Source organism: Tatumella sp. JGM94 (genome assembly GCF_018257595.1).
GTDB classification, from domain to species: Bacteria; Pseudomonadota; Gammaproteobacteria; order Enterobacterales; family Enterobacteriaceae; genus Tatumella; species Tatumella punctata.
In genome coordinates this window covers 91,192-113,597 of the sequence record NZ_JAERJN010000010.1, presented here as the reverse complement: position 1 = coordinate 113,597, position 22,406 = coordinate 91,192, and the positions used below count along the sequence as shown (strand labels likewise).

Below are 22,406 nucleotides of genomic sequence, written 5' to 3'. Positions count from 1 at the left end.
GTCTGTCGTCTTATCAGTTTAACCTCACAGGAGAAGTACAATGGAGATAACCACACTTCAGATTGTACTGATATTCATCGTTGCCTGTATTGCCGGTATGGAATCAATACTGGATGAGTTTCAGTTTCACCGGCCACTGGTGGCCTGTACCTTAGTCGGTCTGGTGCTCGGCGATATGAAAACCGGCATTATTATCGGCGGTACTCTGGAAATGATTGCCCTTGGCTGGATGAATATCGGGGCGGCGGTTGCCCCCGATGCGGCACTGGCATCGATTATTTCGACCATTCTGGTGATTGCCGGTCACCAGGGGATCGGGGCCGGTATTGCGCTGGCGATCCCGCTGGCGGCGGCCGGTCAGGTATTAACCATTATCGTGCGTACTATTACCGTTGGTTTCCAGCATGCGGCCGATAAAGCGGCCAATAACGGCAATCTGAGCGCATTATCCTGGATCCATGTGTCGGCGTTACTGCTGCAGGCCATGCGTATCGCTATCCCGGCACTGATTGTCGCGGTATCCGTCGGCACCAGTGAAGTGCAGTCGATGCTGAATGCGATTCCGGAAGTGGTGACCAATGGCCTGAATATTGCCGGTGGCATGATTGTGGTTGTCGGTTACGCGATGGTGATCAATATGATGCGTGCCGGCTATCTGATGCCTTTCTTTTATCTCGGATTCGTGACGGCTGCCTTTACCAACTTCAACCTGGTGGCGCTGGGCGTTATCGGCGCAGTCATGGCGGTACTCTATATCCAGCTGAGCCCCAAATATAACCGTTCTGCGGCCCCGGTGGCGGCATCGGGTAATAACGATCTTGATAACGAATTAGATTAAGAGGTGAGAGAAATGGTTGATACAACCCGTCCGACAGAGAAAAAGCTCACCCCCGGTGATATCCGTGGCGTCTTTATTCGTTCGAACCTGTTTCAGGGGTCGTGGAACTTTGAACGTATGCAGGCGCTGGGGTTCTGCTTTTCGATGATACCGGCGATACGCCGCCTGTATCCGGAAAATAACGATGACCGCCGTCAGGCAATCCGGCGTCATCTGGAGTTTTTTAATACCCATCCGTATATGGCGGCCCCGGTACTGGGGGTAACCCTGGCGATGGAGGAGCAGCGTGCCAATGGTGCCGCGATTGATGATGCGGCAATTAACGGCATTAAAGTGGGCCTGATGGGGCCGCTGGCCGGGGTAGGTGACCCGATTTACTGGGGAACGGTCCGTCCGGTATTCGCGGCTCTGGGCGCAGGGATTGCCATGAGCGGCAGCCTGCTCGGTCCTTTGCTGTTCTTTGTGTTGTTTAATGCCGTCCGTCTGCTGACTCTGTACTATGGTATTTCTTACGGATACCGCAAAGGGGTCGATATCGTAAAAGATATGGGCGGTGGCTTTCTGCAAAAACTGACCGAAGGAGCATCGATTCTCGGGTTATTTGTGATGGGGGCGCTGGTGAATAAGTGGACCCATGTCAATATACCGCTGGTGGTGTCGACGGTGGTCGACCCGAACGGGGCTGAGCAGGTCACCACGGTACAGACCATTCTCGACCAGTTAATGCCGGGGCTGGTGCCTTTGCTGCTGACGTTTGGCTGTATGTGGCTGTTGCGCAAAAAAGTGAATGCGCTGTGGATCATTATCGGCTTCTTCGTTATCGGTATTGCCGGTTATGCGGCCGGCCTGCTGGGAATGTAATCGCAGACAGGGCGGGGGCGATGGCTGCCCCCGCCGTTGAGGAGTGAGAAATGTCACTGACCGACAGCGTACTGGTGTTATTGAGTGTCTGCCTGCTGGGCTGGCTGCTATTTGATCAGATCATCACCGGCTGGCTGAAAGGGCCGACCCTGCTGAAAGTGAGTCTGCTGCGCAGTAAGCGGATTGACGGGGCTATTTTTATCGGGCTGCTGGCGATTCTGCTGTACAACAATATCAATTCTGCGGGTGAGCCCCTGACCGGCTGGCTGTTATCCGTATTGCTGGTGGCCGGGGTGTATCTGGTGTGGCTGCGGCGTCCGGCACTGTTACTTAAGCCTCAGGGGTTCTGGTTGTGCTCGCTGTTTATCCCTTATCGCGCCATTCATAATATCCGTCTGTCAGAAGACGGGGTGCTGGTTATTCGTCTGGCATCACGTAATCTGCTGATCCGCGTACGTAATATTGATGATCTTGAACATATTTACCGCACCATGATTGCCACCAGCGACTAAGCGGTGCTACTTTAGCCATTCCTTTCCCCGCGGCGGATACCTCCCAATTCCTAAAAGCAGAAAAAATCTCATTATTTGTTTGGTGGTTGCCGCTGCGGACGGCACAATAGCTGTCATTATTCCACTCTGCCTGAGCTACGCAGAGTATGGCAGTTTTACGCTTACTCAATGGATGTATGGACTATGAAAATTGCTATTGCCGGTACCGGTTACGTCGGGCTTTCGAATGGTATTTTGCTGGCACAACATAATGAAGTGGTGGCGTTAGATATTGACCAGAGCAAGGTCGATAAATTAAACCAGAAAATCTCACCTATCGTTGATAAAGAGATCGAACTTTATCTGGCGACCAGACAGCTTAACTTCACAGCCACCACAGATAAGACCCTTGCTTACCAGGGCGCTGATTTTGTGATTGTCGCGACCCCGACCGATTACGATCCGGTAAACAACTACTTTAATACCAAAAGTGTTGAGTCGGTGATCAGTGATGTGCTGGCGATTAATCCGCAGGCGACGATTGTGATTAAATCGACCATTCCGGTCGGCTTTACCCGTGCCCTGAAACAGCGTCTGGGGGTGGATAATATCATTTTCTCTCCGGAGTTCCTGCGTGAAGGCCGTGCACTGTATGACAATCTGTACCCGTCACGGATTGTGGTCGGCAGCCAGACCGAAGCCGGTAAAACCTTTGCTGCCTTGCTGGTGGCCGGTGCCGAGAAGCAGGATATTGAAGTACTGTTTACGGACGATACAGAAGCAGAAGCGATTAAACTGTTTGCCAACACTTATCTGGCCCTGCGTATTGCGTATTTTAACGAGCTGGACAGCTATGCTGAGCATCACGGTTTAAACAGCCGTCAGATTATTGAAGGTATTGGCCTGGATCCGCGTATCGGCAGCCATTATAACAACCCGTCTTTTGGTTATGGGGGATACTGCCTGCCAAAAGATACCAAACAGTTACTGGCTAACTATCACAATGTGCCGAACAACATTATCAGCGCGATTGTTGATGCCAACCGTACCCGTAAAGATTTTATCGCCGACAGTATTTTAAAACGTCACCCGAAAAAGGTCGGTATTTACCGGCTGGTGATGAAAGCCGGTTCCGATAACTTCCGTGCCTCGGCGGTACAGGGCATTATGAAACGCCTGAAGTCTAAAGGGGTGGAAGTGATGGTTTATGAACCGGTACTCGACGAACCGCTGTTCTTTAACTCGCAGGTGACCCACGACGTTAACGAACTGAAACAGCAGTGTGATGTGATTGTCGCCAACCGGCTGGTTGATGAGCTGAAAGATGTCAGCGATAAGGTCTATACCCGCGATTTATTTGGCAGTGATTAATCAGTAGCCATATTCATCCGTAGCCATAAAGAAAGCCCCGCAGCCACTGGTTGCGGGGCTTTACTTTGACTCCCTCAATTACGCCGCAGTTGCCCGTCTGTCTGCCTGCCAGCATCCTTGCTGGTCTGGTGTCATCCGGTTGAAGGCGCTGACTGCTGGTTTAACGTCACAACTGAAAGTGTGTTCAGGTGTTATGACTGTTAACTTCTTACTGCTTACTGCTTACTGCTTACTGCTTACTGCTTACTGCTTACTGCTTACTGCTTACTGCTTACTGCTTATTCTGCTGCTTTACTTAGTCTTCAGCGGTGGCCGTATCTCCCACTGCCACCGTCACCGCAATCTCAGCCCTGATGTTGTCTGCGATCCGCCAGCAGCTGATCAACACACCGGGTATCGTCCGCCTGGGTGGCTTCGATACGGGCAATATCATCACTGAACAGGGGCAGATATTTTTTATGGGCATAGAGTAACTGGTCGAGCAGTTGTCTGGCGTTATCACCGGCCCGGATCAGCGGGTTGATGGTAAAGGCATGCAGTGCCGCGCCATAGTCGCCACTGACCGCGGCCTCAATCACGGTCTGTTCCATGGCTTTCATCACCTGCAACATACCGCGTGCCGCAGGCGGGAACGTACCCCAGTTGAGGGGTTCAGCCCCGTGGGAAGTAATAACAGAGGACACCTCAGCAATACTGTCATAGGGCAGGTCGCTGAGTGCACCATTGTTACGGGTACTGACCACCATCATTTTACGGCTGTCATTATAAATTGATTCAATCAGGTCACAGGCGGCATCGCTGTAGTGAGCGCCGCCACGATCTGCCAGCTCGGCCGGTTTCTGTTTCAGGTTCGGATCTTTATACAGTTCAAATAACCGCTGCTCGGTGGCTTTCACCACTTCGGCACGGGTGGCATAACCGGCAAAATCCTCTACCGCGTGTTCCAGCATCTGCTGTTCCAGATAATAGTAACGGTGGTAGCCGCAGGGCAGCAGACCGAGGTGACGGACCTGCTCAATATTAAACGGGATCTGATGAATATTACGCAGCCCTTCATTCAGCTGCTGACCACCGTAGATGGCCTCCAGCAGACCGGCAGTATGTTCGGTGCCTTGCTTGTCCCATACCCGGTGCCAGTGGAAGTGGTTTAACCCGGCAAATTTAAAAAACAGAGCGTCTTCCGGCTGATTAAGCAGGCTGGTGGCCTGTTCAATATGGCTGAACGGGACATTACACAGGCCGATGGTTTTTTCCCACTGGCCGTAACGGATAGCCGCCTCGGTGACCATTCCGGCCGGATTGGTAAAGTTAACCAGCCAGGCATTGGGGCACTGCTGACGCATATCTTTAATAATATCGAGGATCACCGGAATGGTACGCAGGGCTTTCATGATGCCCCCGGCACCGTTAGTTTCCTGGCCCAGGTAACCATGGGCTAAGGGGATACATTCATCCTTTAGCCTGGCATCCAGCAGCCCGACGCGGAACTGGGTGGTGACAAAGTCTGCATCTTTCAGGGCCGCTTTACGGTCCAGCGTCAGCCGGACCTGCCACGGCAGCCCGGCAGCCTCAATCATCCGGCGGGCCATATTACCGACAATCTCCAGCTTCTCTTGTCCTGCTTCAATATCGACCAGCCAGATCTCTTTCACCGGCAGTTTATCTTTACGCAGAATCAGTCCTTCAATCAGTTCCGGGGTATAACTGGAACCGCCGCCGATAGTCACTATTTTCATTAGGCATCCTTTCTCTGTGAGTTGAGTGAATAAAACTTCTGGTATAACGCGACGATCTCTTCGGCCATTTCACGGCATAACATGGCATTCATAATATGGTCCTGGGCGTGCACCATAATCAGGCTGACCGGCACCCTGCCGGCACCTTCGTCCTCGCCGATCAGCCGGGTCTGCATATTGTGACACTGACTGGCCGCCGCGCCGGACTGTTGCAGAAAATCGTCTGCTTGCTGCCACTGGCTGTTGCGGGCTGCGCGTATGGCTTCCATGGCACAGGATTTCGATTCTCCGGCGCACAGGATCAGGTTAATAATGGTCTCTTCATCTATTTCCATATCAGTTCTTTCCATATCATTCTCCGCTGACGGTTTCTGCCGCCAGTAAACTGCGCTCATAAAGCTTATAGAACGGGTAGTAGATCAGGGCTGAACTTAAGGTCAGCAGCACCACCAGTAAGGCGGCGTTAATATCCCAGCCGGTTGCCCAGGCTGCGCCTATCGGGCCGGGAGAGGTCCAGGGGGCGAGGGAAATGATATGGGCCACCAGTCCGTACTTAATGGCAAACCAGGCAATAATGGCGTTAACCATTGGCGTGAGGGTAAAAGGGATAAAAAACAGGGTGTTCATCACGATAGGTGAGCCAAAAATCACCGGCTCGTTAATATTAAACAGCGACGGGACCAGCGATATTTTACCGATAGCCCGCAGATGGGCTGATTTGCTGCGCAGATAGAGCAGCACCAGCCCGATAGTCGCCCCGGAACCACCGAGGGTGACAAAAAACGACCAGAAAGGTTCGACAAAAATATTCTCTGCTGCCTGACCGCCGGCAATATTCATCTGATTCAGGCCAAGGTTCGTCAGCCAGAATGCCTGTAAAAAGCCGCCGACAATATTGGCGCCATGGATCCCGGCAAACCACAGGATATGACAGATCAGTACCGCAATAATGACCGCCGGCAGTGAGTCAGAGGCGGATAACAGCGGGCTGAACAGGTCCATAATCGCCTGAGGGATCAGCATGCCGCTCAGGGATTGCACCGCGAGGCTGATCGGGAATAACAGCAGCAGTATCAGAGATAACGGAATCAGCTGGTTAAAGGATTTACGGATATTATCCGGCACCTGCTCCGGCAGCCGGATACCGATATTATGTTTATGCAGCCAGTAAGATATTTCTGTCACACTGACCGCGACAATAATCGCGGTAAAGATACCGGAACCGCCGAGATAGCTGGCAGACATCACACCGTCGGTCAGGGGGCTGCAGACCAGCAAAAAAGCCACCAGTGACAGTAATGCGGTGTTCAGGGCTTCCATCCGGTAATGGCGGGCCAGTGCATAACCAATCGCCGGGCATATATAGACGGACATTATCCCCATGGTCATATTATAGGGCGTCAGCAGCTGTTGCTTATATTCTGCGGCAATATATAGCCAGCCACGGGCAATAAAAAAGTTATTCTGTTCAGAGAATGGCGGGTAGGCAAATATAAGCACAAAGGATCCGATAATCATAAATGGCATCACGGAAATAAAACCATCACGGATAGCCATGATATGTCTCTGGGCAGATATTTTTGCCGCCAGCGGCAGCATTACTTTTTCCAGCGCAGAAAAAATGCGATTAATATCCATATGTCCCCCGGCTGAATTACATGGCTAATGCTGATTGCAGAACTTTATCACCGCGCATCATTCCATAGTCCATTGCATCAATCACCGAGACGGGAATATTAAGAGGTGCCAGTTTTTCCTGAACTTCCGACAGTTTATATTTTACCTGTGGCCCGAGCAGGCAACAGTCAGTCTGTTGAAGGTTATCATCTAATTCATTGATACTGATGGCTTTGATATAAACATCGATCTGATTTTCACGGGCATACTTTTGCATGCGGGTGACCAGCATACTGGTCGACATTCCGGCGGCACAACACAGCAGTATATTTTTCATAAACCATCCCTGAGTCAATGGACATTCATCCTGAATAAACAGTCACCGTTGCTGTTTATACACGCGCCGGTAATTCTATATTGTGCGTATAATCACACGCGGAGAAATATTTTATTTTCTTATGTCTGGTAATGATATTTATCCGGGGACTGTAATTGATTTATTTAACCTGTCTGAATTACATGCTGTGTTATTAATTTCGGTTGATTTCTGACATTTTATTTTTATTACTCTGTTCTTTTTAAGACAGTAATAGTGCGGATAACCGGCAGACGGATATGTGCCGGTCACCGCAGTTAACAGGCCTGTAAAGCCGCTGGCAGGGGCACACAACCGAGCAGGCAGGGCAGACTTTTGCACTCGCTGCAATAATGCTTTGCCGTAACCGCTATTTGATCTGTGGTACGGCTGTGCTTAACTGATCTGTATCACATTTTAGTGTTATCTGACGGTTCCCCGGGCTTGTCTGCTGCCACACGGGGAATTTCTATCATTATCACAGGAGTATGTATGCCCGTTGCGTTACTGGCTCTGGCGCTGAGTGCGTTTGCTATCGGAACCACCGAGTTTGTTATTATGGGATTACTGCCCGGGGTGGCAGAAAACCTGCATGTGTCGATCCCTTCGGCCGGGTGGCTGATCAGTGGTTATGCGCTGGGGGTGGCAATAGGTGCGCCGGTAATGGCATTACTGACCGCCCGGTTACCACGTAAGCGAACCCTGTTGCTACTGATGCTGATTTTTATTGCCGGTAATCTGCTGTGTGCCACCGCTTCTGACTATCACCTGCTGATGGTAGCGCGTATTGTGACCGCCCTGTGTCACGGCGCATTTTTCGGTATCGGGGCGGTGGTGGCTGCCAGCCTGGTCGCTCCGGGCCGGCAGGCATCGGCTGTGGCCTTAATGTTTACCGGGCTGACGCTGGCCAATGTGCTGGGGGTGCCGCTCGGGACCTGGTTTGGGCAGTTATATGGCTGGCGTTCTACTTTCTGGGCGGTCAGCGGCATCGGGGTGCTGGCGTTTATCGGGCTGATCCTCAGTCTGCCGGTCAACCGTGACGAAAAACCGGTCAATCTGGTGAGTGAGATTGCAGCCCTGAACAACGGCAGGCTGTGGTTATCATTACTGATGACGGTCTGTTTTGCCGCGGCGATGTTTGCTCTGTTCAGCTATATTGCCCCGTTACTGTTACAGGTGACCGGGCTCAGCGAAAGCGGGCTCAGCTGGACCCTGTTTCTGGTCGGTGCGGGGCTGACCCTGGGGAATATTTTCGGCGGCTGGCTGGCCGATCGTAAACTGTCTTTCAGTTTACTGCTGAGTTTTACCCTGATGGCGCTGTTTTCGCTGCTGTTCCGCTGGACCAGTGGCGGATTCTGGCTGGCAGAGATCACCCTGTTTATCTGGGCGTTAGCCACTTTTTCGACCGTACCGGCCCTGCAAATTAACGTGGTACGTCACGGGAAGGAAGCACCGCACCTGGTATCGACCCTGAATATTTCGGCCTTTAATCTCGGTAACGCTATCGGTGCCTGGCTGGGCGGGGTAGTGATCAGTCAGGGGGCTGGCCTGACCTCAGTGCCGGTTGTGGCCGCGGTGCTGGCCGTCGCCGGTCTGCTGACCGCCGTGATCACTTTCCGTGGAGCGGCCGATAACAGCCCGCGTGAACTGCGTCAGTAAGCTGGCGCGGGCGGTTGCAGTTGCTGTTCAATCTGCCGGGTAAATATCCCCGCCTGTTGTTGTAAATGACGGACAAAACTGCCGGTCAGGGCAGAGGCTGGCCGGTGCAGCGGCCGGATCAGACTGACGGTAAAAGGCACGCTGATACTGAACCGTCGCATCACCACGCCGTGACCGGTGTAATCCAGTGCCGTCAGAGGATTAATAATCGACACACCAATAGCGGCTTTTACCATGGCACAGACCGAAGCCGCACTGTGGGTTTCCATCCGCAGCATGCGGCTGACCCCTTGTTCACGAAACAGGCTGTCCAGTAACTGACGGTAACTGTCATCTTTTGACAGGCTGATAAACGGCAGCCCGGCAAAATCCTGCGGGGTCAGCTGGCTGCGTGCCGCCAGCGGGTGCTGTTCCGGCAGCACACAGACCTCGTCCACTGTCAGCAAGGGCAGCAGCTCGGTCCCGGCCGGACGCTGGCGGGTTTCCGTCAGCCCGAGGTCGTAACGCTGCGCCGACAGCCACTCTTCCAGTAACGGCGATTCACGGGGAATAATATTCATACTGACTGTCGGGTAACGTTCCAGAAACGGCTGACACAGGGCGGGCAGCAGTGACTGGGAAAAAGCCGGCAGGCAGGCGACTGAGAGTTCGGCCTGATGAAAGTCACCCAGGCCTTCGGCCGTTTCCCGTATTCTTTCCATGCCGTACCAGCTGCGCTCCACCTCTTCAAATAACCTGAGTGCCTGCACCGTCGGCTGCAGACGGCCGCCGATACGGCTGAACAGGCTGACCGCCAGCTGTTGTTCAAAGCGAGCCAGTTCGCGGCTCAGTGTGGGCTGAGAGGTATGCAGAAATTCAGCGGCCCGGGTCAGGTTATCGCGGGTCATGATGGCGTGGAAAATTTCAATCTGCCGCCAGGTTATTTTTTGCATCAGTGTATCTGTCCGTACCCGTGTACCTGCTGGCAGAGCGGGGAGAGTGAGTGGCGGTGGCTGAGAGCGTAGCGGGCGCGGCAGCCGGCGCAACTATCCATATCAGAAATGAATAGATAACAGATGAAATGATATTTTTCAATATGCATGGTCTGTGGCTTACTGTCTGTATCAGCACAGGAGAAGCGAACTTATGCCACGCCCGTTAACCACCACCGATACCGCCCTTAACCGGGATAATTTATTACCACTGGCACAACACTACCAGGGGCCGTTCTGGGCCTACGACGGCGATGTGATCCGCCGCCAGATTGCACGGCTTACGGATTTTGACGTGATCCGTTTTGCCCAGAAAGCCTGCTCGAATATTCATATTCTGCGGCTGATGCGTGCTGCCGGGGTAAAAGTTGACTCAGTTTCTCTCGGGGAAATCGAACGGGCGTTAGTGGCCGGTTATCCGGCCGGCGGTGACGATATTGTGTTTACAGCCGATGTGCTGGATAACGCCGTATTGCAGCGGGTGGCAGAACTGAAGATTCCGGTCAATGCCGGTTCTGTGGATATGCTGCATCAGCTGGCGGCGGTGTCTGCCGGTCATCCGGTCTGGCTGCGGATTAACCCCGGCTTTGGTCATGGCCACAGCCAGAAAACCAATACCGGTGGCGAGAACAGTAAACACGGTATCTGGTATCAGCAGCTGGATGCGGCATTACAGGTGGTACAGGATAAGGGGCTGACGCTGGCCGGTCTGCATATGCATATCGGTTCCGGTGTCGATTATCAGCACCTGCAGCAGGTGTGTGATGCCATGGTCAGTCAGGTGATCAGCAGCGGCGCCGATGTACCGGCCATTTCTGCCGGCGGTGGTCTGTCGGTGCCTTACCATTATGCAGAGGATGAGATAGACCCGGCCCACTATTTCAGCCTGTGGGACGGAGCCCGTCAGCGGATTGCCGCACATCTCGGCCATCCGGTGACTCTGGAAATTGAACCCGGCCGCTTTCTGGTCGCCCAGTCAGGCGTGATGGTCAGCCAGGTGCGGGCCGTGAAACAGATGGGCAGCCGCCATTTTGTGCTGGTGGACGCCGGATTCAGTGACCTGATGCGTCCGGCGATGTACGGCAGCTACCATGAAATTTCCCTGATGCCTGCCGACGGCAGCCCGCCGGATACCACCCGGTTGTGTGAGTCGGTTGTCGCCGGTCCCCTGTGTGAATCGGGTGATGTCTTTACCCAGCGGGAAGGGGGGATGGTTGAACCGCGTTGGTTACCCGCGGCGAAGGTCGGCGATTATCTGGTATTTCATGATACCGGTGCTTACGGGGCTTCGATGTCCTCGAACTACAATAGCCGCCCGCTGATCCCGGAAGTGTTATTTAGCGGCGGGAAAGTACGTGAAATCCGCCGGGCTCAGACAATCGGTGAATTACTGGCGCTGGAATCCGACGCCGCGGGCGAATAATCGTCGGCCGGGTCTTTAGCCCGGCGCGTCGTTACAGGTGGCCACCGAGTGACGGATCACCAGTGTCGGGTGGAACAGATGGGTGGTTTGCGGGGCTGGCTGCTGTTTTGATAATGCCAGTGCCAGCGAGGCAGCCTGCCGGGCCATGGTCACCACCGGATAACGGATGGTGGTCAGGCGCGGCCGCACATAGCGCGAAACCAGCACATCATCAAAGCCGATCAGCGACATCTGTCGCGGAACCTGAATACCGTTATCATTGAGGGCGGCCAGCGCCCCGGCCGCCATCGAGTCGTTATAACAGGCGACGGCGGTAAAGGCTTTCCCCTCCGCCAGCAAATGGATCATCGCCTGCTCACCGCCGGTTTCATCCGGGTCACCGTAAGCAATCAGCTGCGGGTTTAGCGGAATCTGATGTTCGCTGAGCGCCCGGTAGTAGCCCTCCAGCCGGTCACTGGCATCGGAAATCGCATGGTCGGAACAGATAAACGCGATATTCTCATGGCCCTGCTGAATTAAATGGCGGGTTGCCAGCCAGCCACCGTAGTTATCATCCAGCGCCACACAGCGCTGCTCAAAGCCCGGCAGAATCCGGTTAATCAGTACGATACCGGGGATATGGCGCATCAGTTCTGAAAGTTCATCATCGGGAATTTTTTTGACATGCAGCACCAGGGCTTCGCACTGATGACGGATCAGCTGTTCGATGGCCAGCCGCTCCTGGTGCTCGTCATGATAGCCATTACCGATCAACAGAAAGTTATTGGTCTGGCTGGCGACCTCATCGACGGCCTTTACCATCGCGCCAAAAAACGGGTCGGAGACATCGGCGACGATCAGGCCGAGGGTGGCGGCGGTTTGTTGTGCCAGTGCGCGGGCATTGGCATTGGGCTGGTAATGCAGTTGCTGCATCGCGTCCTGCACGGCCTGACGTGAAGCGTCACTGGCTTTTGGCGAGTGGTTGAGCACCCGGGAGACAGTGGCGACTGATACACCGGCCAGTCTGGCAACATCCTTTATGGTAGCCATTGGTTTTTTTTCCGGTAAAGCGTTTACACATCGGGCCAGTGTTACGGAAAAGCGCATCCACTGCAAGGGAATAAGACGCAGCAGGGCCGCTGGCGGAGGCTGTCTGCGGCCGGTATTACCGGGCAGACCCCGGGGCAGGATACGGACGGCCGGCAGCCGCAGGATTATGTATTTAAAGCGTTAATCTCTAAATAGCTGCTTACATTTTGCGGATAACTGTTGCGTTTATGTTGTGGAGCCGCGCAGCCATTAACGGGTAGATTAACAGTCCCAGAGGTATTGATGGGTGAACATCAAACATATTTGATTACACCAGCCTGCGCTGACGCGCAGGTTTTTTTTTGCCCGCGGTTTCTCATTTCTTCCCGTAGCCTGATATGCTGTCAATGTTTACCCTGCTTAACGATTACCAACTGATACACACTTTCGCTGTGATCCTGCGGGTAAATTGATTATAAGACAGGGTTAATACGCCTTAATTGTTTATAATTCAGCGGAATGTTATGCCCCGGACCAAGAAGACGCTGGGAAAAGACCAGACAAAAGCAACATTTAACCCTTTTCGATTTCGCCTGGTGTGCCTCGGTGTGGTCGCTTGCCTGGTCTTCCTGATTATGCGGGTCGGTGATCTGCAGTTGCTGGATCGCCCGATGCTGGAAAAAGAAGCCGACCAGCGCTCCCTGCGTGAAGTGGTTTTGCCGACTAACCGCGGCACCTTGCTGGATCGTAATGGCGATACTCTCGCCCTGAGTGTCCCCTCCCGCGACATTATCGCTGACCCCCTGAAAGTGCTGGAAGCTAATCCGGATTTTTATGACGCTAAGTGGACGTATCTGGCGTCGGCACTGAACTTACGTCCGGCAGAGCTGGCTGCGGCGATCACCGCCAGCCCGAAAAAACGTTTTCTCTACCTCGGCAGAAAAATTGAACTGGGGATTGCCAAAGATATCTCCGGACTGCATCTGGCCGGGATTTCCAGTGTCTATGATGACAGCCGTTTTTACCCGATGAGTGATGCGGCAGCGCCGCTGATCGGTATTGTCGGGGCAGATAACAGCGGCCTGAATGGAATAGAGCGCAGTTTTGATAAAATTCTGCAGGGCGAGCCCGGCAAAGAGAAGTACCGCCAGGATCGTCACGGCAATATTATCTCGATGATCAGTTACCAGCCACCGACCCAGCCGCCGACGGTACAACTGAGTATTGATAAATATATCCAGTACACCATGTACAGCAAACTGCGCGACGGGGTACTGCTTAACCAGGCCGATTCCGGGGCCGCAGTAATGGTACGGGTGGATACGGGAGAAATCCTCGGTATGGCATCTTACCCGTCCTATAACCCGAATAATTATGACGATGCAACGCCGGTTCAGATGCGTAACGTGGCGATTAACGATAGCTTTGAACCCGGCTCTACGGTTAAACCGCTGGTTGTGATGGAAGGTTTGCAGCGTCATCTGGTGCGGCCTGATTCGGTACTGGATACCACGCCATATACGGTTAACGGGCATCTGATCCGCGATGTCGGCCACTGGCCGCGTCTGACCATGACCGGTATTTTGCAGAAATCGAGTGATATCGGGGTCTCCCATATAGCTCTGGCAATGCCGGCGGATGTGTTAGTCAATACTTACCGCTCTTTCGGGCTGGGACGTCCCACCGACTTAGGCCTGACCGGAGAGAGTACCGGTTACTTCCCGCTGCACCGCCAGCGCTGGGCTGATATCGAACGGGCGACTTTTTCGTTCGGCTATGGGCTGCGTGTCACGCCGTTGCAGATTGCCCGCGAATACGCCACCCTCGGGTCATTTGGTGTCTACCGTCCGTTGTCGATAACCAAAGTAACGCCTCCGGTGCAGGGCACGCGGGTGGCTGACGATGATGTGGTGCGCAGTGTGGTGCATATGATGGAAAGTGATGCACTGCCCGGCGGCTCCGGGGTACGCGCAGCGGTGCCCGGCTATCGTCTGGCAATTAAGACCGGTACTGCAGAAAAAATGGGCAGTAACGGTAAATATGATGGCGGTTATATTAACTACACCGCAGGGGTCGCCCCGGCCAGCCATCCGGTGGTGGCACTGGTGATTATGATTAACCACCCGACGGCGGGGGCACACTTCGGTGGCTCAGTGGCCGCGCCGGTATTTGGTAATATTATCGGCCCGGTACTTAAGTATCTGAATGTACCGCCGGATGCCCTGTACAGCACCAATACGGATATTGCTTCCGCGCCCGCGCCTGTTACCGCACACTGAGCACAGGCTTTATCACCGGCCACCACATCTGCGGTGTGGCGGCCGGACGGTCGGCACTGACAGTCTGTTTTTTCTGATATTTATCGTCCGTATCCGCACCATTTTCTGCCCTCTGCCAGCCTGAGTAACAGGGTAGGTAACCTGTTGTCCTTACAAGGTTTAACCAAAACCTTACGTTTTGCCGGTGGAAAAACAGCACAGTAATTGTCAATAATACACCGGTTAATATGTTCACTTTACTGCACAAATATGGCTTCTGTCTGCTGTGTCCTCTTTCTCTGATAATCACGAAATCTGATGACAAATAACATAAGTAAACCGGTTCGACATCACTGGCTGAGATGGCTGTTATTACTGCTGTTGTGTGTGGTTATCGGCGGCGTGGTCTGGCGGGTCTGGTTTTCCGCGGGCGGCGGCGCAGGGCCGGGCGGGCACGGTTTTGGCGGACCCACCCTGGTCAATGCCGGCCAGGCCGGTGAAGCGGATGTCCCCGTCTACCTGAGTGCACCCGGTACGGTTATCCCTAATGCCAGCGTTACTGTGACCAGCCGCGTGGAAGGCCAGCTGGATAAGGTGTTTTTTACCGAAGGGCAGCGGGTTAGCGCCGGACAGCTGCTGGCACAAATTGATGACCGTGGTTACCGCGCCACTCTGGCCCAGTATCAGGGGGCACTGGCGCAGAATCAGGCTTTGCTGACCAATGCCCGTTTAACCCTTGCCCGTTACCGGAAGCTGTTCGCTGAGGATTCATTATCCCGCCAGGATCTGGAAAGCCAGCAGGCGACTGTCGGCCAGTACAGTGGTGCAGTGCAGGAAGATCAGGCACAGATTGACAGTGCGAAAGTGAATATCGGGTATGCCAGAATCACCGCCCCGGTCAGCGGCCGGGTCGGTCTGCGGCTGGTTGACCCGGGGAATATGATCCAGAGCGCCTCGACCACCGGCATAGTAACCATTACCCAGATGCAGCCCGCGGCGGTAACTTTCAGTGTGCCCCAGAGCAATATTCCGCGGCTGGTGGAAAAGCTGCATCATGACCAGCCGTTACCGGCGACAGCGTTTGACCAGAACGATACCACTCCGCTGGCACAGGGGGAGGTGCGGTTTATGAGTAACAGCATTGATACCAGTACCGGCAGTATTGAGCTGAAAGCGACATTCCCTAACCAGGATGAAACCCTGTATGCCAACCAGTTTGTTAACCTGCGGCTGCAAACGGATATTCTGAAACATGCCACCGTCGTCCCGGCGCAGGCCGTGCAACTGAGCAGTGACGGCAGTTTTGTGTTTGTGATCAATGCCGATAATACGGTGACCCGTACCGCCGTCACTCCCGGGCCTGCCTATGGCAGTGACCAGCAGGTAGTGCTGAACGGTGTGAAACCCGGCGATCGTCTGGTGACCGACGGCATTGATCGTCTGACGACAGGGGCCAGAGTCTCGATAGCCAATGATCCGGCCAATACGGCCGCGGACAGCCACGGACAGCCGCAGGCCGGTAATTAATGAATCCGTCCAGACTCTTTATTCAGCGACCGGTCGCCACCATTTTACTGATGGCCGGTATTCTGTTATCCGGCCTGTTCGCCTACCGTTTTCTGTCGGTGTCGGCATTACCGCAGGTCGATTACCCGACCATTCAGGTGACCACCCTTTATCCGGGGGCCAGCCCGACAGTGATGTCGACGTCGGTGACCGCGCCTCTGGAACGTAATCTGGGAGAAATGAGCGGCCTCAGCCAGATGACATCGGAGACGTCCGGCGGATCTTCACTGATCACCTTACGCTTCGGGCTGGATATTTCGCTGGATGTGGCTGAGCAGGAAGTGCAGGCCGCGATTAACAGCGCCAACAGCCTGCTGCCTGATGATTTACCGAACCCTCCGACCTATAAAAAAGTGAACCCGGCAGATACGGCGGTGATCACCCTGTCGGCCACCGCCGATAACCTGCCCCTGACGCAGGTGCAGGACCTGGTCAATACCCGTGTGGCGCTGAAACTGTCACAGATTAACGGGGTAGGGATGGTCAGCCTGGCCGGGGGGAATCAGCCGGCGATTCGGGTGCAGTTAAACCCGCAGGCGCTGGCAGCCCATAATCTGACCCTTGCCGATGTGAACACGCTGATTAATAACAGTAATGTTAATGGCTCTAAGGGCGGATTTGACGGTAAATATCATTCGGTGACTATCGACGCCAATGACCAGCTGAGAACCCCGCAACAATACGCCAATCTGATCCTCACCTGGCAAAACGGCGCCGCCCTGCGGCTGAAAGATATTGCCACCATTACGCAGGGGGCGGAAAACCGCTTTCAGGCCGCCCGTGTTAACAATAAACCGGCGATTATCATTAATGTCCGGCGTCAGCCGGGTGCCAATGTTATTCAGGTGGTTGACAGTATTAAAAATCAGCTGCCGTCACTGCAGGCGGCATTACCGGACGGGGTGACACTGTCGGTGGTCTCTGACCGCACCCGGACCATCCGGGCTTCGATAGCCGATGTACAGTTTGAACTCCTGTTATCGGTGGCTCTGGTGGTGATGGTGACCTTTCTGTTCCTGCGTAATCTGTCGGCGACCCTGATCCCCAGTGTGGCGGTGCCATTGTCACTGGTCGGCACTTTCGGTGTGATGTATCTGCTCGGTTTCAGCCTGAATAACCTGTCGCTGATGGCCCTGACGATTGCCACCGGGTTTGTTATTGATGATGCGATTGTGGTGGTGGAAAATATTTCACGACGGCTGGAAGAGGGCGAACCGCCGATGGAAGCGGCCCTGAAAGGCTCGCAGCAAATCGGCTTTACCCTGATTTCTCTGACCTTTTCTCTGATTGCGGTGCTGATCCCGCTGCTGTTTATGGGCGACGTGGTCGGCCGGTTATTCCGCGAGTTTGCCATTACCCTGGCGGTATCGATTCTGGTGTCGCTGGTAGTGTCACTGACCCTGACACCGATGCTCTGTGCTTATCTGCTGCGCCATATCCCGCCACAGAAACAGTCCCGCTTTGCCCGTAAGGGCGAGGCCGTGTTTGAGCGTATTATCCGCGGCTATGACCGGTTACTCGGGGGGGTTCTCCGCCATCAGAAAATAACCCTGCTGGTGGCGCTGGCGACATTTGCCCTGACGGCGGTACTGTATCTGCTGGTGCCGAAAGGTTTCTTTCCGCAGCAGGATACAGGACTGATCCAGGGGGTGACCGTGGCTTCCCAGGATATTTCATTCCGTGAAATGTCCCGTCAGCAACAGGCACTGGCTGAGCAGATACTGAAAAATCCTGCGGTGGCGTCCCTGACGTCGGTGATTGGGATTGACGGCACCAATACCAGCCTTAACCGCGGGCGGTTGCAGATTAACCTGAAACCTTTTTCACAACGCAGCCTCAGCGGGGCGCAGGTGACTGAGCAGTTACAGCAGGCGGCGAAGCAGGTCGCGGGGATTAAACTCTATATGCAGCAGGCTCAGGATCTGACCGTCAACGATCAGGTCACCCCGAGTCAGTATCAGTTCACCCTGGCCTCACTGGACAGTGAAACCCTGGTCAGCTGGACACCGAAGCTGGTGGCAGCACTGGAGAAACGCCCTGAATTTAACAGTGTGATCAGTAATCTGCAGGATCAGGGGCGGATTGCCTATCTGGATTTAGATCGTGATAAAGCGTCGCGACTGGGGATCACCGCCTCCGACGTGGATACGGCGCTGTATAATGCGTTCGGCCAGCGACTGGTATCGACGATTTTCACCCAGTCCAGCCAGTACCGGGTGGTACTGGAAGTGGCCCCGCAGTATCAGAATAGCCCGCAGTCACTGAACGATATTTATCTGCCAACCTCAGTGACCGACAGTACGTCACCGGCGACGGATTCATCGTCCTCCGGCAGCAGTTCCGCGGACAGCAGCAGCTCCGCGACCACCACCCGCAGCGGGATGGTGAAACTGACGTCAATCGCTACCCTCCACCAGCGGCCAGGCGCACTGATGAATATGCGTCTGAACCAGTATCCGGCGGTTATGGTGTCGTTTAATCTCAATCCGGGCTACTCCATCGAACAGGGGCAGCAGGCGATCAGCGAAGTCAGCCAGCAACTGAAATTACCGGCATCGGTTAACCTGCAATATCAGGGTGAGGCAGCGGCCTTTAAGCGCGCCACCGGTAATACATTGTGGCTGATCCTTGCCGCCTTACTGACCATGTATCTGGTACTGGGGATTCTCTATGAGAGCTTTATTCATCCGGTGACCATCCTGTCGACCCTGCCTTCGGCGGCGATCGGCGCGTTGCTGGCGTTACTGTTCAGCGGTACGGAATTCAGTCTGATTGCATTAATCGGGGTGATCCTGCTGATTGGGATAGTGAAAAAGAACGCCATTATGATGATTGATTTCGCCCTTGAGGCGGAAAAAACCCGCCATCTGTCGGCGCGTGAGGCGATCCATCAGGCCTGCCTGCTGCGCTTCCGGCCCATTCTGATGACCACCATGGCGGCCCTGCTCGGTGCTCTGCCACTGATGCTGGCCAGCGGTTCCGGCGCTGAATTACGTCAGCCGCTGGGGCTGGTGATTGTCGGCGGTTTAATTGTCAGTCAGGTGCTGACCCTGTTCTCCACCCCGGTCATTTATCTGTGGTTTGACGGGTGGTCGCGACGTGGTCAGCGCTTTATTAAACGCCGCCAGCAACACTCGCGGGAGGGGCAATGAGTATTACCCGGCTGTTTATTTTCCGGCCGGTTGCCACGCTGCTGCTGACGATGGCGATCCTGCTGCTCGGGGCGCTGGGTTACCGGCTGCTGCCGGTGGCCCCGTTACCGCAGGTGGATTTCCCGACCATTATGGTCAGTGCCAGCCTGCCAGGGGCCAGCCCCGAAACGATGGCGGCCACGGTGGCCACCCCGCTGGAGCGCGCGCTGGGCGAAATTTCCGGGGTCACGGAAATGACGTCCGACAGTTCTCAGGGCTCCACCACTATTATTTTGCAGTTTGATCTGAGCCGGAATATTAACGGTGCGGCACGGGATGTTCAGGCGGCGATTAACGCGGCCCGCAGCCTGCTGCCTGACAGTATGCCGTCGCTGCCGACCTACCGGAAAGCTAACCCGTCTGACGCACCGATTGTGATGCTGGCCCTGACCTCCTCCAGCCGGACGCCCGGTGAACTCTACGATATTGCGGAAAGTCAGGTCGAACAGGTGCTGTCGCAGGTTAACGGCGTAGGCTCGGTGTCTCTGATGGGCAGCTCTTTACCGGCGGTACGTATTGACCTGCAGCCGGAAAAACTGACCGATTACGGAATTTCGCTGGATGCGGTACGCCGTGCCGTCGCCGACAGTACCTCCGACTTACCGAAGGGCTATCTGCAGGGCGATAGCCTTTCCTGGTCTATTGACAGTAACAGCCAGCTGGACAGTGCCGCCCGCTACCGGAACCTGATTGTCCGTTATCAGAACGGCACTGCGGTACGTTTACATGATGTGGCGACGGTTTATGACGGGGTTCAGGATAAATACAGCGCCGGTTTTCTGAACGGTAAACCGGCTGTGATGGTCGGCATCACCCGCCAGGCCGGTGCCAATATGCTGCAAACGATTGATGCCATCAAAGCGCAGCTGCCGGGGTTACGGGCTTCGATACCGGCCGATACAGATCTGCAATTGGTCATTGACCGGGCCCCTCTGGTCCGCGCCTCGCTGTACGATACAGAAGAAACTCTGCTGACAGCGGTACTGCTGGTGATCGGGGTAGTGTTTGTTTTTTTACGTCACTGGCGGGCGGTGGTCATTCCGGCCCTGGCGTTACCCGTGTCACTGATTGGCACCTGTATGGTGATGTATCTGCTGGGGTACAGCCTCGATAACCTGTCACTGATGGCGTTGATTATTGCCACCGGATTTGTGGTGGATGATGCGATAGTGGTGCTGGAAAATATTATGCGCCATATCGAAGCCGGACTCGGGCCGGTACGGGCGGCGGTGCGGGGCGCGCAGGAAGTCAGTTTCACGGTCCTGTCCATGACCGTCTCGCTGATTGCGGTGTTTATCCCGATTCTGCTGATGGGCGGGATTGTCGGACGTCTGTTCCGCGAATTTGCCGTCACCCTGTCAGTCTCTCTGGTGATCTCCATGCTGGTTTCCCTGAGCCTGACACCGATGCTCTGTGCCAGGTTACTGAAACGCCAGCCCCCGGCCACACGGCCGGTGCATCCGGTATTTCGCTGGACAGAGCAGCAGCTTAACCGGCTGCTGAATGCCTATACCAGGGCACTGCGGCTGGTGATGGCGCATCAGAAACTGACCATTTTCAGTCTGCTGCTGACCATTCTGCTGAACCTGTTCCTTTATTCTGTCGTGCAGAAAGGCTTTTTCCCCGACCAGGATACGGGGCTGCTGATGGGGGCGGTGCGTGCGGATCAGAATATTTCTTTCCAGGCAATGAAGCCGAAGGTGGAGCAGTTTACGGAGATTATCCGTGCCGACCCGGCGGTGGACACTGTGATGTCCTCAATGGGCGGCGGGATGTTTGGTTCACGAAATACGGCGAACTTCTTTATCCGGCTGAAAGATTTTAACCAGCGCACGGCGACGGCCACCGAGGTGGCAAACCGGCTGACCCAGAAAGCCCGCCAGGTTGCCGGGGCTCAGATGTTCCTGATGGCGGCCCAGGACCTGCATATCGGCGGGCGCAGTGCCAATGCCACCTATCAGTACAGCCTGCAGGCCGATGACCTCGACCTGTTACGGCTCTGGACACCGAAAGTCACGGCCGCATTACGGGCCATTCCGCAACTGACCAGTGTGGATTCTGATTCACAGACCGGCGGGCAGGAAGTGATGATTGATATTGACCGCGACCGTGCCAGCCGGTTAGGGGTCAGCGTGAGTATGCTGGATACCCTGCTGAATAACTCGTTCAGCCAGCGGCAGATTGCCACTGTCTACAAAACCCTCAACCAGTACCATGTGGTGATGATGCTGCAAAGCAGCGCGACCAGCGACCCGTCTGAGCTGCAACACCTGTATGTGATTAATAACAGCGGTGATCGGATCCCGCTATCGGCCTTTGCCCGTTTCAGCGGCGGCAATGCTCCTTTGTCGGTGGCCCATCAGGGACAGTCGGCGACCACGACTATTGCTTTTAACCTGGCCAACGGCGTATCCCTCGAACAGGCTCAGGGGCTGATCAGACAGGCGATGGCGAAGATTGCCCTGCCGGGCACCATCCAGGCGGGTTTCCAGGGCACCGCCAAAGCGTTCAGCGACCTGACGGCCACTATGCCGTGGCTGATTGCGGCGGCACTGGCGGCGGTGTATATCGTGCTGGGAATGCTGTATGAAAGTTATATTCATCCGCTGACGATCCTCTCGACCCTGCCGTCGGCGGGGGTCGGTGCCTTACTGTTATTACTGCTAACCCATACTCAGCTGACAGTGATTGCGCTGATCGGCATTGTGCTGCTGATTGGCATTGTCAAAAAGAATGCCATTATGATGATCGATTTTGCGCTGGAGGCGGAGCGTAAGCAGGGGCTCAGCCCGCAGCAGGCAATAATGCAGGCCTGTATTCACCGTTTCCGGCCGATTATGATGACCACACTGGCCGCGTTTTTCGGGGCACTGCCTCTGGCTCTGGGCCACGGCGGGGATGCAGACTTACGCAGTCCCCTCGGGCTGGCAATTGCCGGTGGTCTGGCCCTGAGCCAGTTACTGACGCTTTTTACCACCCCGGTGGTGTACCTGTGGCTGGACCGGTTAAGCCGGGCCACCAAACGACAATGGCACCGTGTACGGGCCTCAGGATCCTGACC

16 protein-coding genes are annotated in these 22,406 nt (G+C 54.9%); 10 read left to right on the top strand and 6 right to left on the bottom strand.

Features of this window, described 5'->3' with window-relative positions; translation table 11 throughout:
• Positions 1-40: 40 nt before the first annotated feature.
• The 4 genes from JK216_RS09215 (at position 41) to JK216_RS09200 (ending at position 3,561) form a co-directional block, all read left to right on the top strand.
• Entirely contained in the window at positions 41-838 is a 798-nt protein-coding gene (locus JK216_RS09215) for a PTS mannose/fructose/sorbose transporter subunit IIC (RefSeq protein WP_212707709.1), read from the top strand.
• Between the two features lie 12 nt (positions 839-850).
• On the top strand, positions 851-1,699 hold the full coding sequence (locus JK216_RS09210) for a PTS mannose transporter subunit IID (protein ID WP_212707710.1): 849 nt from the start codon (positions 851-853) through the stop codon (positions 1,697-1,699).
• A gap of 50 nt (positions 1,700-1,749) precedes the next feature.
• Positions 1,750-2,211 (top strand): DUF986 family protein, encoded by a 462-nt coding sequence (locus JK216_RS09205; protein WP_212707711.1) that lies wholly within the window; start codon positions 1,750-1,752, stop codon positions 2,209-2,211.
• A 183-nt stretch (positions 2,212-2,394) separates the two neighbouring features.
• Positions 2,395-3,561, top strand: a complete 1,167-nt coding sequence (locus JK216_RS09200) for a nucleotide sugar dehydrogenase (protein ID WP_212707712.1) — start codon at positions 2,395-2,397, stop codon at positions 3,559-3,561.
• A gap of 344 nt (positions 3,562-3,905) precedes the next feature.
• On the opposite strand, the gene JK216_RS09195 is transcribed toward JK216_RS09200, so the two are convergent.
• From JK216_RS09195 to JK216_RS09180, 4 genes are read right to left on the bottom strand one after another with little or no spacing between them, the layout of a single operon-like run.
• The gene (locus JK216_RS09195) at positions 3,906-5,297 is read right to left on the bottom strand and encodes a 6-phospho-beta-glucosidase (protein WP_212707713.1); all 1,392 of its coding nucleotides are present in this window, start codon (positions 5,295-5,297) and stop codon (positions 3,906-3,908) included.
• A complete protein-coding gene (locus JK216_RS09190; RefSeq protein WP_212711576.1) occupies positions 5,297-5,632 on the bottom strand; it encodes a PTS lactose/cellobiose transporter subunit IIA in 336 nt (111 codons plus the stop codon). Before JK216_RS09190 ends, JK216_RS09195 begins: the two co-directional genes overlap by 1 nt.
• Before the next feature lie 16 nt (positions 5,633-5,648).
• Positions 5,649-6,935: a PTS sugar transporter subunit IIC gene (locus JK216_RS09185; protein WP_212707714.1), complete on the bottom strand. Its 1,287-nt coding sequence runs from the start codon at positions 6,933-6,935 to the stop codon at positions 5,649-5,651.
• A gap of 16 nt (positions 6,936-6,951) precedes the next feature.
• Positions 6,952-7,251 carry a PTS sugar transporter subunit IIB gene (locus tag JK216_RS09180; protein ID WP_212707715.1) on the bottom strand — a complete coding sequence of 100 codons (300 nt, stop codon included), beginning with the start codon at positions 7,249-7,251 and terminating at the stop codon, positions 6,952-6,954.
• A 510-nt stretch (positions 7,252-7,761) separates the two neighbouring features.
• On the opposite strand from JK216_RS09180, the gene JK216_RS09175 reads away from it, so the two are divergent.
• Positions 7,762-8,928: an MFS transporter gene (locus JK216_RS09175; RefSeq protein WP_212707716.1), complete on the top strand. Its 1,167-nt coding sequence runs from the start codon at positions 7,762-7,764 to the stop codon at positions 8,926-8,928.
• On the opposite strand, the gene JK216_RS09170 is transcribed toward JK216_RS09175, so the two are convergent.
• Positions 8,922-9,860, bottom strand: a complete 939-nt coding sequence (locus JK216_RS09170) for a LysR family transcriptional regulator (protein ID WP_212707717.1) — start codon at positions 9,858-9,860, stop codon at positions 8,922-8,924. The two genes, JK216_RS09175 and JK216_RS09170, sit on opposite strands and share 7 nt — an antisense overlap.
• A gap of 193 nt (positions 9,861-10,053) precedes the next feature.
• Here JK216_RS09170 and lysA point away from each other — a divergent pair, with 193 nt between their 5' ends.
• Entirely contained in the window at positions 10,054-11,322 is a 1,269-nt protein-coding gene (gene lysA, locus JK216_RS09165) for a diaminopimelate decarboxylase (RefSeq protein ID WP_212711545.1), read from the top strand.
• 15 nt (positions 11,323-11,337) lie between these two features.
• On the opposite strand, the gene galR is transcribed toward lysA, so the two are convergent.
• Complete coding sequence (galR, locus tag JK216_RS09160; RefSeq protein ID WP_212711546.1) at positions 11,338-12,351, bottom strand: HTH-type transcriptional regulator GalR; 1,014 nt, start codon at positions 12,349-12,351, stop codon at positions 11,338-11,340.
• Between the two features lie 503 nt (positions 12,352-12,854).
• On the opposite strand from galR, the gene JK216_RS09155 reads away from it, so the two are divergent.
• The 4 genes from JK216_RS09155 to JK216_RS09140 all read left to right on the top strand — a co-directional run bounded on the left by JK216_RS09155 (position 12,855) and on the right by JK216_RS09140 (position 22,404).
• On the top strand, positions 12,855-14,609 hold the full coding sequence (locus JK216_RS09155) for a penicillin-binding transpeptidase domain-containing protein (protein WP_212710401.1): 1,755 nt from the start codon (positions 12,855-12,857) through the stop codon (positions 14,607-14,609).
• 297 nt (positions 14,610-14,906) lie between these two features.
• Complete coding sequence (locus JK216_RS09150) at positions 14,907-16,115, top strand: efflux RND transporter periplasmic adaptor subunit (RefSeq protein ID WP_212711547.1); 1,209 nt, start codon at positions 14,907-14,909, stop codon at positions 16,113-16,115.
• A complete protein-coding gene (locus tag JK216_RS09145) occupies positions 16,115-19,306 on the top strand; it encodes an efflux RND transporter permease subunit (protein WP_212711548.1) in 3,192 nt (1,063 codons plus the stop codon). The genes JK216_RS09150 and JK216_RS09145 overlap by 1 nt, the downstream gene beginning before the upstream one ends.
• Positions 19,303-22,404, top strand: a complete 3,102-nt coding sequence (locus tag JK216_RS09140) for an efflux RND transporter permease subunit (RefSeq protein WP_212711549.1) — start codon at positions 19,303-19,305, stop codon at positions 22,402-22,404. The genes JK216_RS09145 and JK216_RS09140 overlap by 4 nt, the downstream gene beginning before the upstream one ends.
• The last annotated feature ends 2 nt before the right edge of the window (positions 22,405-22,406 follow it).

Excerpts from the sequence above, each read along its gene's own strand:
- JK216_RS09215 (WP_212707709.1), top strand. The coding sequence starts at position 41 with ATGGAGATAACCACACTTCAGATTGTACTGATATTCATCGTTGCCTGT.
- JK216_RS09210 (WP_212707710.1), top strand. The coding sequence starts at position 851 with ATGGTTGATACAACCCGTCCGACAGAGAAAAAGCTCACCCCCGGTGAT.
- JK216_RS09205 (WP_212707711.1), top strand. The coding sequence starts at position 1,750 with ATGTCACTGACCGACAGCGTACTGGTGTTATTGAGTGTCTGCCTGCTG.
- JK216_RS09200 (WP_212707712.1), top strand. The coding sequence starts at position 2,395 with ATGAAAATTGCTATTGCCGGTACCGGTTACGTCGGGCTTTCGAATGGT.
- JK216_RS09195 (WP_212707713.1), bottom strand. The coding sequence starts at position 5,297 with ATGAAAATAGTGACTATCGGCGGCGGTTCCAGTTATACCCCGGAACTG.
- JK216_RS09190 (WP_212711576.1), bottom strand. The coding sequence starts at position 5,632 with ATGGAAATAGATGAAGAGACCATTATTAACCTGATCCTGTGCGCCGGA.
- JK216_RS09185 (WP_212707714.1), bottom strand. The coding sequence starts at position 6,935 with ATGGATATTAATCGCATTTTTTCTGCGCTGGAAAAAGTAATGCTGCCG.
- JK216_RS09180 (WP_212707715.1), bottom strand. The coding sequence starts at position 7,251 with ATGAAAAATATACTGCTGTGTTGTGCCGCCGGAATGTCGACCAGTATG.
- JK216_RS09175 (WP_212707716.1), top strand. The coding sequence starts at position 7,762 with ATGCCCGTTGCGTTACTGGCTCTGGCGCTGAGTGCGTTTGCTATCGGA.
- JK216_RS09170 (WP_212707717.1), bottom strand. The coding sequence starts at position 9,860 with ATGCAAAAAATAACCTGGCGGCAGATTGAAATTTTCCACGCCATCATG.
- lysA (WP_212711545.1), top strand. The coding sequence starts at position 10,054 with ATGCCACGCCCGTTAACCACCACCGATACCGCCCTTAACCGGGATAAT.
- galR (WP_212711546.1), bottom strand. The coding sequence starts at position 12,351 with ATGGCTACCATAAAGGATGTTGCCAGACTGGCCGGTGTATCAGTCGCC.
- JK216_RS09155 (WP_212710401.1), top strand. The coding sequence starts at position 12,855 with ATGCCCCGGACCAAGAAGACGCTGGGAAAAGACCAGACAAAAGCAACA.
- JK216_RS09150 (WP_212711547.1), top strand. The coding sequence starts at position 14,907 with ATGACAAATAACATAAGTAAACCGGTTCGACATCACTGGCTGAGATGG.
- JK216_RS09145 (WP_212711548.1), top strand. The coding sequence starts at position 16,115 with ATGAATCCGTCCAGACTCTTTATTCAGCGACCGGTCGCCACCATTTTA.
- JK216_RS09140 (WP_212711549.1), top strand. The coding sequence starts at position 19,303 with ATGAGTATTACCCGGCTGTTTATTTTCCGGCCGGTTGCCACGCTGCTG.